Origin of the sequence: Bradyrhizobium sp. WSM3983 (assembly GCF_000473045.1) — a bacterium.
Lineage (GTDB): Bacteria > Pseudomonadota > Alphaproteobacteria > Rhizobiales > Xanthobacteraceae > Bradyrhizobium.
On sequence record NZ_AXAY01000030.1, the window covers coordinates 1 to 14,266 of the forward strand.

The following is a 14,266-nucleotide window of genomic DNA, read 5'->3' on the forward strand; positions in this document are numbered from 1 at the left end:
AACCCGAGCTGATCCAGGACGTAGAAAGGTGAGAGCTCAACTGGCGCGTCGGTTTTGCGACACTGTCATCCTGGCGCATCCGGTCGCGGGCGAGAGCTCGCGAATCTTCAGTAGGTTGGGATCCTGCGGGCGTGGCATGCGGTTTGCCAAAGCAGTCCTTACCAAACGCAATCAGGAGGCTTCGTTGATCGACGCCAAAGCCATCGCTGTCAAGCCGTCATGGTTCGAGTCGGCATGGAACCAGCGGACCGTGCTCAATGACACAACGCTACGCGACGGCGAGCAGGCGCCTGGTGTTGCGTTCACCACGGAGGAAAAGGTGGCCATCGCGCATGCGTTGGCCCGGGCCGGCATCACGGAGATCGAGGCCGGAACCCCCGCCATGGGCGATGATGAGATCGCTTCTATTCGCGCTATTGTCGAGGAGGGGCTGCCGCTCACGCCTATTGCTTGGTGCCGCATGCGTGAGGCCGATGTCGACGCGGCAATCGAGGCCAAGGTGTCGATGGTCAATGTTTCGATCCCGGCTTCGGACGTGCAGATCGCGGCCAAGCTTGGTGGGAACCGCAAGCAGGCATTGCAGCGGGTGGAGCGGGTGGTGGGTTACGCCCGCGAGCGAGGGCTTGATGTCGCCGTCGGAGGCGAGGATTCTTCCCGCGCCGATGTCGAATTTCTCATAAGCCTCATCGCGACTGCGACAGCCGCGGGCGCGCGGCGGTTTCGGATCGCCGATACGCTCAGTGTCCTCGATCCCGATTCCGCCTATGCGCTGATCGCGCGCCTGCGCGCGACCACTGATCTCGAGCTCGAATTTCACGGCCATGACGATCTCGGGCTCGCGACCGCCAACACGCTTGCTGCCATCAGGGGTGGAGCGAGCCACGCTTCTGTCACTGTCATCGGGCTGGGCGAACGGGCCGGCAATGCGCCGCTCGAGGAAGTTGCGGTCGCACTCAAGCAGCTCTACGGGCGTGATACCGGCATCGTGCTGCCGGAGCTCATAGACGTCGCCGCGCTGGTGGCGGCCGCGGCAACACGTGCGATTCCTCCCAACAAGGCGATCGTCGGGGAGCATGTGTTCACTCACGAATCCGGCATTCATGTTGATGGGTTGCTGAAGGACGAGCGCACCTATCAGTCGCTCGACCCGCGTTTGCTCGGTCGCTCCAACCGTATCGTGCTCGGCAAGCATTCCGGGCTCTCGGCCATCACCACGCTGCTTGGCGAATTGCAACTCGCCGCCAGCACCGAACAGACCAGACACATCCTGTCCCGAGTGCGAAAATACGCCGTCGAGCACAAGCGTCTGGTCGCGCGCGACACGCTGGCGGCGATCTGGCGCGATGTTTGCGAATGCTCTTCCGATCGCATGTGAGTGAGCTCTCGAGTTTCATTTGGCCCGCCACCAAATCAATCGGAGGGCGGCCAAAACTCGCGCAGACCGCGTTGAAGTCCGAGGACATGGGCTGTGTGGCCATGTCCAGCAGGGCCCACGTGAAACGGCCTTTTTCCGCGAACTCACCAGGCGCTGCCGGACCTCGACCGAGGCGGGCGGGCCCAATCCAGGGAAGTCTCGATGAGCAATATACCCCAGAGGGCCGGCATCCTCGACCGGCTCAACAGGGCCTCCTCGGCTGAGGAGATCTTTGCGCTGCTTGGCGTCGACTACGATCCCAAGATCGTCAATGTCGCGCGCCTGCATATCCTCAAGCGCATGGGGCAACATCTCGCCAAGGAGCAATTCGCCGCTGCCGCGGAAGCGGAGATCGCTGCGCGCTGCAAGGCGATGCTGGAGCAGGCCTATGCCGATTTCGTGGCGTCATCGCCAATCGACCAACGGGTCTTCAAGGTCCTGAAGGATGCGGTCGCGGAGCCCAAAAGGCCGGCCGCCTTCGTGCCGCTCAGTACGCTGAAATAGCCGTCTCTTAGATGCCGTCTGCCTCAGAGCAAATAGCTAGGCGTGCCTCGGCGGGCGCCTCTTAGTTCGATCGACCCCGCGGAGCGATGCGGGAGGCGACCTTGTCGCGTTTCCGACGTATGTCGTGGCCTGTTGTCCCCGACGCCAGGAACCACTTCGGCAAATGCGCCAAATTCATTTCCTTTGGTGCATGAACTCGCGGTGTTCTCAGTTGGTATGACACTTGCTGCTCTGCACCTAAGTCTGCCCGACAACAAATCGACCTTGTCCTGGAGAAGCGCATGCATAGCGTCATCTGCATCAAACAGGTCCCCGCGCCAGCGCAAATCCGCGCGCGGTTCCTGTCAAACACGATTGTGCAGCGGGGTGTGCCGACCAACCGTGGCGACGCCGTAGTCGCGGAGGCGACCCCCAGTGCAGTGACCAGCCGGCCCGAGAGATCATCGTGCACGCTATGGGACCGTATTCATTCGAGCCTTAATTGCGGAAGGTGCGCACCTTGGGTGCCGAAGCTGCGGTGCTGTTTACCGAGTGCTTCTCTGTCGGTGACGCGACGCTACCCACGACGTATACACGCACGACCGCGATCTCGAAGACCAGGCAGCTATCTGGTGGGACCGCTGTCGTCTTCATTGGCAAATCGGGCATCAATGGCGACATGGCCGAGGTCGGCCCCGGGGTCGAACATAGCCCTATTGTTCGCTGCTCAACCAGCTCGCCGCAATCGTTTGCCTCGATCTCACCTCCTGCCGCCTCTAGCGCCGAGCGTCAAGGGTCCCGTCCTCCGCGAAAAAGACCTGGGGTGTAAGCCGCGAGCAACCGGCTAACGCGCTCATCAGGGCCATGTTCAACCGACAGTCCAAGCCAGAACCCGATCGTGTCGCGCAGGCGCGTGGATCGGAAGGAGAATGCAAAGCCATGAGCAACGTCATCAAGGCTCCCACATCAGTCACAGGGGGCCGCGCAGCAACCAAGAAGCAGTTGCCGGACCGGTTCAAAGCTTACAAACATGTCTGGGTGTTCGTCGAGCAGGAGCGCGGGCAGGTCCATCCCGTCTCGTGGGAGCTTATGGGGGCGGGCCGCAAGCTTGCCAACAGGCTGAAGGTTAAACTTGCAGCTGTTGTCGTCGGCCCTGAGGGCGAGGCCACACGCAACGCCGCGCTCGAAGCCTTTTGCTACGGCGCCGATTTGACCTATCTCGTGGCCGACAATGTGCTCTCGGACTATCGTAACGAGTCCTACACCAAAGCGCTGTCCGATCTCGTGGAGATCTACAAGCCCGAGATCCTGCTCCTGGGGGCAACAACGCTCGGCCGCGATCTCGCGGGCTCCGTCGCTACTACTATCCTGACGGGCCTCACCGCCGACTGCACCGACCTCGACGTGGACGCGGATGGCTCGCTTGCGGCCACCCGTCCGACCTTCGGGGGCTCGCTGCTCTGCACGATCTACACGCTGAACTACCGGCCGCAGATGGCAACCGTCCGCCCGCGCGTGATGCCGATGCCGGAGCGTGTCGAGCGCGATCCCGGCCGCATCATCGTCCACCCGCTCGGCCTGGTCGAAGATGACATCGTGACCAAAGTGTTGTCGTTCATCCCCGACCGTGATTCGGCCAAATCAAATCTTGCGTACGCCGATGTCGTGGTCGCCGGCGGGCTTGGGCTCGGATCTCAAGAAAACTTTCAGCTTGTGCGCCAGCTGGCCGGCGTGCTCGGCGCCGAATATGGCTGTTCCCGTCCGCTTGTGCAAAAGGGATGGGTGACCTCCGACCGACAGATCGGGCAGACGGGTAAGACGATCCGGCCAAAGCTCTATATCGCCGCGGGCGTTTCCGGCGCAATCCAGCATCGGGTTGGTGTCGAGGGCGCCGATCTGATTGTCGCCATCAATACCGACAAGAACGCGCCGATCTTCGAGTTTGCCCACATTGCCATCGTCAGCGACGCCATGCATCTGCTGCCGGCGCTCACGGACGCGTTTCGGGCGCGGCTCTCGCCACATTCGCGCGACCGGATCGCGATCTAAAGGAGATTATCATGATCGAGGAAAGGTTCGATGCAATCGTTGTCGGTGCCGGCATGGCAGGCAACGCGGCGGCACTCACCATGGCCAAGAAAGGCATGAAGGTATTGCAGCTCGAGCGCGGCGAATATGCCGGTTCGAAGAACGTTCAGGGCGCAATACTTTATGCCGACATGCTGGAAAAGCTGATCCCGGAGTTCCGGGAGGACGCACCGCTGGAGCGACATCTTGTCGAACAACGGTTCTGGATCATGGACGACCGCTCTCATGTCGGGCTGCATTACCGCTCAGAGGACTTCAATGAGGAGCGGGCCAACCGGTACACGATTATCCGGGCCCAGTTCGACAGGTGGTTCTCCTCAAAAGTGCGCGAGGCAGGCGCGACCGTGCTGTGCGAGACGACCGTTACCGATCTTGCGCAGGATGCCTATGGCAGAGCCATCGGTGTTCGTACGGATCGCCAGGACGGCGAGATCCACGCAGATGTCGTGGTGTTGGCCGAAGGCGTAAACGGCCTGCTCGGCACGCGGGCGCGCCTGCGCGAGCGCCCCAAACCTAACAAGGTGGCCCTCGCGGTTAAGGAAATGCACTTTTTGCCGCGCGAGACCATCGAAGCGCGTTTCAATCTGAGCGGCGACGAGGGCGTCGTGATCGAAGCTGCAGGCACCATTTCCGGCGGCATGACGGGAATGGGCTTCATCTACGCCAATAAGGAGTGCATTTCGCTCGGTATCGGGTGTCTTGTCGCAGACTTTCAGCGCACCGGAAAGACGCCCTACGAGCTGCTCGATCGTTTCAAGCGCCACCCGTCGGTCGCGCCCCTGATCGAGGGGACTGAAGTCAAGGAATATTCCGCGCACCTTATTCCTGAAGGCGGCTATAAGGCCATCCCGCAGCTCTACGGAGACGGCTGGGTCGTGGTCGGTGACGCGGCGCAGCTCAATAACGCCATTCATCGCGAGGGATCCAATCTTGCGATGACGTCCGGGCGGATCGCGGCCGAAGCGATCTTCCAGGTCAAATCGCGCCGGCTTGCCATGACTGCGGAAAATCTCGCGCTCTACAAGAGGATGCTGGATCGCTCCTTCGTCTTGAAGGACATGAAGAAGTACAAGGATATGCCGAGGCTAATGCATACCAACTCGCAAAACTTTTTTCTGACTTACCCCCAGCTCATCTCCAAGGCGATGCAGACCTATCTTCGGGTTGATGGTACGCCAAAGTCTGAGAAACAGAAGTCGACGCTGAAATCCTTTGTCAATGCGCGGTCGTGGATAGGGCTGTTCGGCGATGCATTCCGCTTCGCCCGCGCTTGGCGCTAATTGTTTGAAACGCGAACCCGAAACCAACGAGGCTGACTATGAAGGTCGAGAGATCAGTGCGTGTCGAAGACAAGTTGTTTTGCAACCGCTATCTTGTGGACGCCGGACGTCCCCACATCAAGGTGCGTGCACATACGAAGCCCTCGCCGCAGCTCCTTGCGCTTTTGAAAGCCTGTCCCGCGCGCTGCTATGACCTCAATGACAAGGGCCAGGTCGAGGTCACGGTCGACGGTTGCATGGAGTGCGGCACCTGCCGCGTCATCGGCGAGCCCACCGGCGACATCGAATGGGGCTATCCGCGTGGCGGATATGGGGTGTTGTTCAAATTCGGGTGAGTGGCTACGATTCCCGCCGCGTTATCGGCTCGGCCGAGAAGATCTCGGGGCGGAGATAGATCGCCGCGTGCGCCAGACGAAAGTCGACCAACGCTGGAATATTCGGTCGTGAGAGCACTTTCGGCGAACTCAGCTCGCGGATATGGGCTTCCACCTCGACCATGCCCGGAGAAGAGGGCGCGAAATGTGCAAAAAGGCGGATTACTCGGCCCCTTGCGGCGTGCCATGCCGTGCGGCCTCGATCGCAACCGCAACTGACTGCACGATCGCCGCAAAGCGCACGGCCGTTTGAATTGTATCCGAGCCGGCGCCGGCTTGCCGCAGCGCCTTTTCTGGGCGTCCATGCAGGACCGCGCCCATTGATTGCGCTTACCGCCAGTGCCTACAATTCGAAATCGGCTCTGTCCACACGGGGATTGCCGAGCCAATTCATCCGCAGCCGAGCGGGCATTGTCTTGTATTGCGGTTGAGGCGAGATGAACAAATCGGTAATAGACGTCGTTCATAGCCATGACGGAAGCTGCGGATTTCGCCGCCTCGACCGCCGCTCGCGTCATCACCACGCCTGCGGCGGCTTCCATTGCGGCCGACGATCGGATTGCGGGTCGCGATCGCGCTAGCCAGCAACAGCCCGTAGTTGCTCTGCGGTGACGGTGTTTCGTCCGCCATCATGGACGCCAAGTTGAACGTGACGTCCTTGGCGAAATCCGGAATCCGGTCTTTCAACTCTCGATGGTCATATCCCCTCAAGCGAATTTCAATGTCTCGCCGCCAACCTCGCGGTTGCAGGGGCAGAGCTCGTCGGTTTGCAGAGCATCCAGGACGCGCAGCGTGTCCTTCGGGCTGCGGCCGACATTGGGATTCGTAGCATAGACATGTTGGATTGTATTCTCAGGATCGACAATGAAGGTCGTGCGATGGGCAACGCCCTCGGCCGAGCGGCCGCCAAGACCGTCGACAAGCGCGCCGTCCGTGTCGGCAAACTGCCAAATCGGCAGATGGTGCAGGTCTTTGTGCTCGCGCCGCCAAGCAAGCTTGCAGAACTCGTTGTCAGTCGAGCCGCCCAGCACGACCGCATCGCGGTCGGCGAAATCCTTGGACAGGCGGGCGAACTCGGCGATCTCGGTCGGGCAGACAAAGGTGAAATCCTTGGGGTAAAAGAAGATGATTTTCCATTTCCCAGCAAAGCTCCTTTCGGTCAGCGTCTCGAAGGCGCTCTGTCCGTTCTCTTCGTGCAAGTGAAAACCGGGCTTTACCCCGGTGATTTGGAACGACGGCAACTTGCTTCCAATTCCAAGCATTTTGTCCCCACTGTGTACTTCGCGCGAAATCCACTTATCTCGCGCCACCAGCGAAGCAAGCGATGTGCCATCAGATCCTGCGGGTTAACTGTCGCTGATCCAACATTCGGTTCGTCCTTATGACGGGTTCAAGCCATGCTGCGACATCAAAGACGATGGTTCCTGAATTTAAACTGTCCTGGACCAGGAGATTCTGAGGACGAAGATCTATCGCAAGCTCCGTTGACATCACGCGACCAATAGGACAGGCGCCGGGCCCCGATCCGTGAGCAAGCCGGCCATGCTGTCTCCGCCGAGAAGCAGAATGAGGTCTGGAAGCAAGTGCCTGAGCTCTCCACAGCAGGCACTACTGCTGGCGTTGCAGCCAAGGTAGGAAGTTGTGACCGCAATTGATTCTCGGGGCGATCGAGTTCGCTCAACGCTGGGCAGCTGGGGTTTGGGCTGCAATCCCCCCTCAAGTTGTGCAAATGAATGAAGCGGTGCCATCGTCGTCTGCTTGGCCTGCAAATCACCACCAAGCGATTTTTCGATGAGCCTTTCCTTCGGAGTGTCTGGGCGCAAACCTGAGCATACCGGAGGGGATGATTCCGTTCCTGTGGGAAGATGAAGTGCTACCGACTAAGCTCAGGCCAATAGGCATACCGTTTGCTATTGACGATGAGCGATACATGTCGAGTCCACTGGGATGAGGGCGCATAGTATCTCATTCATCATTCTCGCTGGGCAATGCACTTGGCTTAGATCCGAATAGCCTGCCCATACCCCAGCCCAAACCCGATGCCGCGCAGTGAGCTCTATCAGCTAGGAATCAGAAGACCAGATGATCAAGGCCAGGAAGGAAAGAGTCCGCGAACTAATTCGGTCACTCGAATCGATCCAGGTGCGAAGTCAGGCGCTCGGCGAAGAACAGAGTACGTTCGAAGGCAGGTCGTACTCCTTGACGGAGACCGGGGCTGGTAAGAACGATGCAGCGCATTCCGCGCGCGAAGCTGGCGACGATATCCAGAGCGCCATCGATCACATGAGAGCCGCTGTGGGTGATGACAGCCATGTCGGAACCTAAAGCAGCACCCAAGCCGCCCGATCATTGCCGCCCTGTCAGGCTCATGCCAATGCGCTTCTCATTAAAAGCTGGTGAGCAGCCTCGGCTAGAATGGCACGCTCGGCCCCCCGCGCGGCTGCCGATCGACGCTACGGCCAACAGGCGCTCGATCTGGCGCCAGGTTGTTTTGACCATACTGGCATACTGCCAGAGAAAGGCAGTAAACGACGCGTTGACCCACCCGTTGCCGGGGGGTTCCTTTGAGACCCGGCAAGTTCTTCAGGGGAAGCGATCGAGGACAGCCCGTTGATGGGTAAATCACCCTTTATGGCCGCGCGATAGTCCGCGAATTCCATCGCGAGCGAAGGGCAGCGCACGTGCGGTACAAGGCCAATCGAAGTTGAGATCACATTGGCTAACGTTCGGCTATCAACGATGTGGCCGACCCGCAACTAACCATGTTCAGAGTCGCAACAAAGACTTGGCCGCAAGGGAGTAGAACCTGCCGCTGCGGGGCGGGTGTCAACGCTCGATGGATACCGGCGCTCGCGGCGGCGATTGTGGAGCACCGTTGGGAAAGCGAGGCTACTGGAAACCCTGTGGCGCCAACGATATGGGGTTGCTGGTCTCGTCGCCGTGCTCACCGGCGTACCTTTAAGCGGAATGACCTGCGATCAGCCGCCAGAATCCCGACGGGGCCCCCAAGCTAACCGTTTTTCTTGAGAACGGTCCAGATCTTGCGAACGCGTGAATTGACGCGCTCGTCATTCTCACCTCCAGAACCTCAGGGCGACATCGAGACCTGAAGCGATCTCGTCGAAACGCAAAATACATATATGAGTTGTTAGACCCTCGCCTTTTCGGTTCGACGATGAAGTCACCTGGATTGAGGTGCGTACGTGACCCGTCTGATATCTTCACGACTCTTGGTCCGCAGGCGCAACAGCGAGCCGATGAGATCGGCCAGCGCCATACCCACAATGCGCATTAGGGGCGACGGTGCCCAGACGTGGCTCAGTGCGTCGATAATTGCCGCCGCGGTGTTCGGGGGTGTCGAAGCAACTACGGCTGGCTCAATCCAGATGGGCTTGTATGCAGAACGGCATCGCCCACACAGAATACGGGTTGCCCGGCTGCCCTCCGTCTGGTTATCGGGGGACGCGACCAGTGGAAATCACAAGTCTGGCTCAAAGCTTGCAATAGACGAGACGAAGCAGAAGACATGGTAGGGCGCTCGGCGCTAGGCCCCGCCGGTCGCGGCTGCGGCCGTCTGCGCTCATGGAAGCTCAAGTCTGAGCATTGGTGGAGATTGCGAGAGTGGCGATAGGCTTTGTGAAGTGGTTCAATCCTGAAAAGGGGTACGGATTCATCAGGCCCGAGGACGGCACCGCTGACGTGTTCGTCCATATATCGGCGGTTCAAAAGGCGGGGTATACAACTTTAGCTGAGGGCTCGCGCGTGAACTACGAGCTTGTTCCCGGCCGTTCCGGCAAGATGTCGGCTGAAAGCCTTAGCGTTGGCTGAAGCCGGACCTCTGCCGTTGTTGAGCCAGCGGATCGAGACGCGAGCCTAGTGTGCCAGCCTTTCAGTTCAACTGGGGGCGGACGTCAGGCCCCTTAGACCATCTGAAGCTGCTCGATTGACCCATCCTCCTTCATGAAATTCCTGGAGCGCCAGCCTATCCAGCCATTCGCGTTGGTCTATTGACCAACGCGACAAAAAGGCGCCTTCGATGGTACGCGGCGTACGCAGGAGTCGACCGCACAGCGAAAGTGATCGTGATGCGACGTGCTTCGGCATGCCTTTAGAGCAGCATTTAGCTTGTTTCGCGTTGGTCGAACTGCAGCTTTAACGAGCCCCGTTGAGTGCTGACCCGTAGGTAGGTTAGCTTGACCGCTACAGGTAAGGCGACCGGAGACGTCCGCCGACGGTCGCAGGTAAAGCTTCAGGATTATAGATGAGACTCGATCGAGTGTGATTTTGAGGACGGGGAATGGCCATCGCATGGCGCCTCCTCTTTGAGATTGGGCCGATCAGGGGGAGATCGACGCCGATCGACCGCGCGAGATTCTGAGCTAAGTCTGCGAGTAGGCAATCGAGATTAGGTTCCAGACGGTCGAGGATTGCCTCGACGGAAAATGGAGGCCGTCCATGTGAGGTTCGCCATCAAGATGTTGATTCTCTTTGCTAGTTTCAAGCAGCGACGCTTGCCTGTCCGGAATCTCCTGTCGGCCTGGAGGCCTCTGGAGCTTGCGATGGCGCTTCAGAGGCCGGGACCAGCGAGATGTGCTTGAAATGGGCGAATACGTCCATTCCGTCCTTGAGCCGTAGCGTATCAAACGCGTAACGCGTGACAAAATTCCGCGCCTGAGCCGCCAGTGCCAAGCGCGAGCACCAGAGTGATCTCGGACGCGCCGAGCGGAAAACAAGCTCTAATCCGCGCCGGAAAGACATTGATGACGGTGCTTGAGCGCGGCGCGTCGCGCATGCTGACGTCGGTGGCCGCGATGCGCAGCCGCTGGCGGACGCCAGGTGCAAGCGGCGGAGCCGGCACCAAGAGCTGCGCACCTTTGAGGCGGAGGATGAGCAGCCCACAGCGTCCGTCATAGCACGGACCACGGCATCAGGGCTGGCGGCGACTTCGTGGCTCGCCGCAAGGGGCAGAGCTGGATCGCTCTGCAAGATATGCAACGGCCGGCCGCGGTGATCGCGCTACGCTCCATCATCAGGAGATGATCGGCGAGATGTTCGATCTCAGCCATGTCATCGGCACGGCGAACTTATTCTTCAGGCGTTCAAGACTTGGCAAAATCCGTGCTTGGCCCAGCGATCCAGGGTGGCAAGCGGTTCGTCCATCAGAAGAACTCTTGGCTGGGACAATAGGGCGCGGCCGATGGCGACGCGCTGGCGCTCGCCGGCGGAGAGATGCACTGGCGAGCGGTCGAGCGGTGGCACTACACCGACCAATTCGATCATCTCATCAAACGCAATTGGCATAGGCTCGCGTTTGGGCGCGGCGCAAAGCAAGTTGCGCCTGACCGACAAATGTGCAAAGAGGCACGATTTCTTAAACACATAGCCGATCGGACGAAGATGCGGCGGACGGAACGTCGTCCGGTCCTGCCATACCTCGCCATTGATGGCGCAAAAACTCATCGGCAAACGCTCGAGTCGGTTTGCTGAACTGCGCATTCAGCGGGAAACGAGCGCGTTTTAACCTGAATGCGACTTCGATCCGGCCTGGGTGGCTGTCCCTCACGTGCTCCTCCGCCCGAGGTACTTATCGATTAAGCTCAAGACAGGGATGACCGCAAAAGCAAACATCAACATACCGCGAGCTACCCAGCTTGCCTCGTGCCAGCGCGATGCTTTGATATAGTCGAACAGACACCCGACAGTACTTTGGTGCGTGCTGGAATGTTGCCACCGATCATCAGTACCCCGAATGCGCCGATTGTATGCGCGAAGCCAAGCACGGCAGAGGTGAGAAAAGCCGGTCGTGCTAAAGGCTCGGCAGCCGTAAAGAAGGCACATGATGGAGAGGCACGCAGAGTGGCCGCGGCTTCGAGCGGTCGGTCGCCCATTGCATAAAGGCGTTGCGGATCGGCTGGACGACGAGTGGTAGTGCCCTCAAAACCGACCCGACAACGAGCCCCGCAAAGGTGTAGGCGAGGGCGCGCTCTCCCCAGAGACGCGAGCAGACCGCCCGGCCCGGCCGGGCCGAGCAAGGCCAGGAGGTAGAAGCCCGGCACAGGTTGCGGCAGTATCGGCGGCAGCACGATGATCGTCGCCACAGCCTCATTCCAAATGGTCTTTGAGCGCGCTAGCCACGCGACAGGCGTACCAATAATCAAGAGGATCACGGTCGTGACGCTCGCGAGCTCAATTGTGAGTCTGACAGACACGCAGATCTCTGAAAGGCTCTCGATGCATTAACTCCAGGCTTGCCACGCACAGCCGTGCCGCGCGACCCCTCCGTTGGGTTCCGGTCCTTTGAGAAAATCGACGACGGCGAGTCTACCGTCTGAGCCAGCCTCAACAGCAAGGCCTGCTGCCCGAGGAGATCACAAGTCTCCTGCGGCACTAAGCCGCCGCGATGCGGTCCCGCAATGCGTTAGCCTCGACAGCGTGACGGAGGCTCCCGACGTGAGGCGGCTACGGCCATTTTGGCCGCCGCTGCTCCCCCTCATCCAGCAATCTGCGTGCCGCTTGCGCAGTATGGTCGCGGTCGGCTTGACGTGGATCAAACCACTCGTGCCAGCTTGTTCTCCAGAACGGATGAGCAGCTTTGTCGGATTTCCGACATCGGCGGGTTTCAACCGAACACCGATGACAGACAAGATGGAGGCGGCTTAGGAGATAACGATCGCCCCTCGCGCCATGATGTGAGCAGCTACTTGACTTGATGATGTGGCGACCCCATGACCGAAGCGCTTAGCACGCCGGATGCCGACAAGTTCTCGAACCTGAACTATCGAATCAGACTTGACCAAACCGTCTGGCGCCCGAGCGATGAAGCGAAGGCTGCCGATATCGGATGGATCGCCGAAGGCGGACCAGGGTGCGCGACGTGCAAGCGAGCGTCAATGGAGCCGATCTTTGCCAAGTTTATACCGGCGATGCCATGATGTTAACGAGCACTGGGCGGATCCGATCCTATATCTGTCCGCGATCGTCGACCTGATCGCTCAATATCTGCTACATCATCATGAACGACACAAAACTCGAACTTGTATGCAGGATCAGCTCACCTCTAGGGGGGCTGGCCTGAACCCGGCGCGGTGTCGAATTCCGTTTTCCCGGTCCACCGGTTGGTCGCCATATTTGTCTTTGCCGCGCAAGATGAAGCCTTTGCCGCGTATCATAGCATCAAGATCGTGCGGTGTGGCTGGTTCAGCTCTGCCAACCGTTGCTCGACGGTGTGCTGCTTGCCCTTAAAGCGTCTCGAACAATCAATTGAGGGTACGCATCGTCTCCTCCTCATCCGTCGGTGAATAGAGGGCGACGGATACCTCATGTAAGAAGGTCAGAGTTTGGAAAATACGATGGGACGCTTTGACGGTAACTTGTAGAACTTTCGAGACCGAAGAAGAATTCGTTCCATAGGGTGGCGTAGCGGTCATAACCTCCATCGAGGCTGGACACGAACAGGGTCCCGTGAACCAAAGCGAAACAATCAACGTCGGTAGCTACCAGACATCCCCGTTTGCCACTTTGTCGAGCAAATACTATCGCTGATGAACGTGAGAAAGAAGAATCGTGCAGGATCCCAAGCGCAAGCGCTCGAGTTTCAGAGGCCAACCTGAAGGCCGCCGAAACCGTTCAGCGCTCTTGCCGCGAAGCCGCGGCGAGGTCGCGCGGGCATCGCGAACCGTGGCGCTAGCCGTTTCGATCAGCAGTTCGCGGTTTGGCTCCGCAGTTGTGGGTCCGAAGCGACGTGGTCTTCGTCCCTCATACTCCCAACGTTCTTTGCTCGTTGCGAGAAGTGCAGAGCTGGACCTCTGGGAAAATCAGGAGGCTCTTCAGCGCTGGCGGCTATCTAGACGATGAAAGACCGCAATTGACCATTCCGCGCCGAACCGCGCTTTGAGAACGTTCGTCGCATCGGAATCATCACAGCACTCGATCTAAGGATAAGTGATGCCGGATATTTCGCTGGTATCGGTCCGAAACGTCATGCCTTCTTCGACGAAGGACCTGCTGTTGCGGCCGCTCGGCGACACGATCTACATGATGCCGCCATACTGTGTCACGATGGACCTGAATAAAATCGACGCAGGCATCTAAGATGATGCTGAGGTGCCAGCTTGAGGCCGCGCTTCTCGTCCGTCGCCACGGGAGTCTTAATTCGAATATGCCTGGCCGCGATGCGGTGATTACCTATCCGATCCTCGGTCCGCACATCTACGTGATGAGGTACCAGATAGGGGCAAGCGTCCACGATCGTCCACACCGAGCATGCCTTGAGCGTGTCTGACGGCCCGCCACCTGAGCCATAAGCAAGATGTCTCGTAGAGCGCCTCAGTGACTTCAATGAAGCACGCAATTTCGGTTCCGCCAGCTGCAAGAGACAAGGATCAATCGCGGACGACACGGCTGATACTTGTCCGATTTTTGACAGCGGCCAGACAGGCCGTGGGGTTCGAAACACCTCAGACGCCCTGCTGGCTGTGTTCTAAGGCGAATCCGAGACCTACCGCGTTGAACGCTGGTGGCACGGAAGTTGCTGCTGAGAGGGCATCGACAGTGAATGGAGGCTAAAATGCAATCAGATACGTAGGGCGAGCGGTGCTCTCCTTCCTTCAAGCCGCGATGTGACTTTG

The 14,266-nt window shown here is 59.3% G+C and carries 10 protein-coding genes and 2 pseudogenes; 7 read left to right on the plus strand and 5 right to left on the minus strand.

Annotated features, from left to right (window positions below; all coding sequences use genetic code 11):
• Window positions 1-202 precede the first annotated feature (202 nt).
• From nifV to YUA_RS0132040, 5 genes are all read left to right on the plus strand, one after another.
• Complete coding sequence (nifV, locus tag YUA_RS0132020) at window positions 203-1,375, plus strand: homocitrate synthase (RefSeq protein ID WP_051383495.1); 1,173 nt, start codon at window positions 203-205, stop codon at window positions 1,373-1,375.
• A 201-nt stretch (window positions 1,376-1,576) separates the two neighbouring features.
• A complete protein-coding gene (nifW, locus tag YUA_RS0132025) occupies window positions 1,577-1,918 on the plus strand; it encodes a nitrogenase stabilizing/protective protein NifW (protein ID WP_027534365.1) in 342 nt (113 codons plus the stop codon).
• Window positions 1,919-2,836: 918 nt separating this feature from the next.
• On the plus strand, window positions 2,837-3,946 hold the full coding sequence (locus tag YUA_RS0132030) for an electron transfer flavoprotein subunit alpha/FixB family protein (protein ID WP_027534366.1): 1,110 nt from the start codon (window positions 2,837-2,839) through the stop codon (window positions 3,944-3,946).
• Window positions 3,947-3,957: 11 nt separating this feature from the next.
• Window positions 3,958-5,265 (plus strand): FAD-dependent oxidoreductase, encoded by a 1,308-nt coding sequence (locus YUA_RS0132035; RefSeq protein WP_027534367.1) that lies wholly within the window; start codon window positions 3,958-3,960, stop codon window positions 5,263-5,265.
• A 38-nt stretch (window positions 5,266-5,303) separates the two neighbouring features.
• Complete coding sequence (locus YUA_RS0132040) at window positions 5,304-5,600, plus strand: ferredoxin family protein (protein ID WP_027534368.1); 297 nt, start codon at window positions 5,304-5,306, stop codon at window positions 5,598-5,600.
• Between the two features lie 201 nt (window positions 5,601-5,801).
• Here the strand turns inward: YUA_RS0132040 and YUA_RS45635 are convergent.
• The 3 genes and pseudogenes from YUA_RS45635 to YUA_RS50410 form a co-directional block, all read right to left on the minus strand.
• Window positions 5,802-6,350, minus strand: a pseudogene (locus tag YUA_RS45635) (carboxymuconolactone decarboxylase family protein).
• Entirely contained in the window at window positions 6,347-6,901 is a 555-nt protein-coding gene (locus tag YUA_RS0132055; RefSeq protein ID WP_027534369.1) for a peroxiredoxin, read from the minus strand. The pseudogene YUA_RS45635 and the gene YUA_RS0132055 overlap by 4 nt, the downstream one beginning before the upstream one ends.
• A gap of 862 nt (window positions 6,902-7,763) precedes the next feature.
• A complete protein-coding gene (locus tag YUA_RS50410) occupies window positions 7,764-7,952 on the minus strand; it encodes a hypothetical protein (RefSeq protein WP_156947390.1) in 189 nt (62 codons plus the stop codon).
• A 1,308-nt stretch (window positions 7,953-9,260) separates the two neighbouring features.
• Between YUA_RS50410 and YUA_RS0132065 the strand changes: the two genes are divergently transcribed.
• Window positions 9,261-9,467, plus strand: coding sequence for a cold-shock protein (locus YUA_RS0132065; RefSeq protein WP_027534371.1), 207 nt, complete (start codon window positions 9,261-9,263; stop codon window positions 9,465-9,467).
• A 1,263-nt stretch (window positions 9,468-10,730) separates the two neighbouring features.
• On the opposite strand, the gene YUA_RS52000 is transcribed toward YUA_RS0132065, so the two are convergent.
• Together YUA_RS52000 and YUA_RS52005 are read right to left on the minus strand one after the other, a co-directional pair.
• Window positions 10,731-11,099 carry an ATP-binding cassette domain-containing protein gene (locus YUA_RS52000; protein ID WP_027534373.1) on the minus strand — a complete coding sequence of 123 codons (369 nt, stop codon included), beginning with the start codon at window positions 11,097-11,099 and terminating at the stop codon, window positions 10,731-10,733.
• A 99-nt stretch (window positions 11,100-11,198) separates the two neighbouring features.
• Window positions 11,199-11,872, minus strand: a pseudogene (locus YUA_RS52005) (molybdate ABC transporter permease subunit).
• A gap of 492 nt (window positions 11,873-12,364) precedes the next feature.
• Between YUA_RS52005 and YUA_RS0132090 the strand changes: the two are divergent.
• On the plus strand, window positions 12,365-12,571 hold the full coding sequence (locus YUA_RS0132090) for a hypothetical protein (RefSeq protein WP_027534374.1): 207 nt from the start codon (window positions 12,365-12,367) through the stop codon (window positions 12,569-12,571).
• The last annotated feature ends 1,695 nt before the right edge of the window (window positions 12,572-14,266 follow it).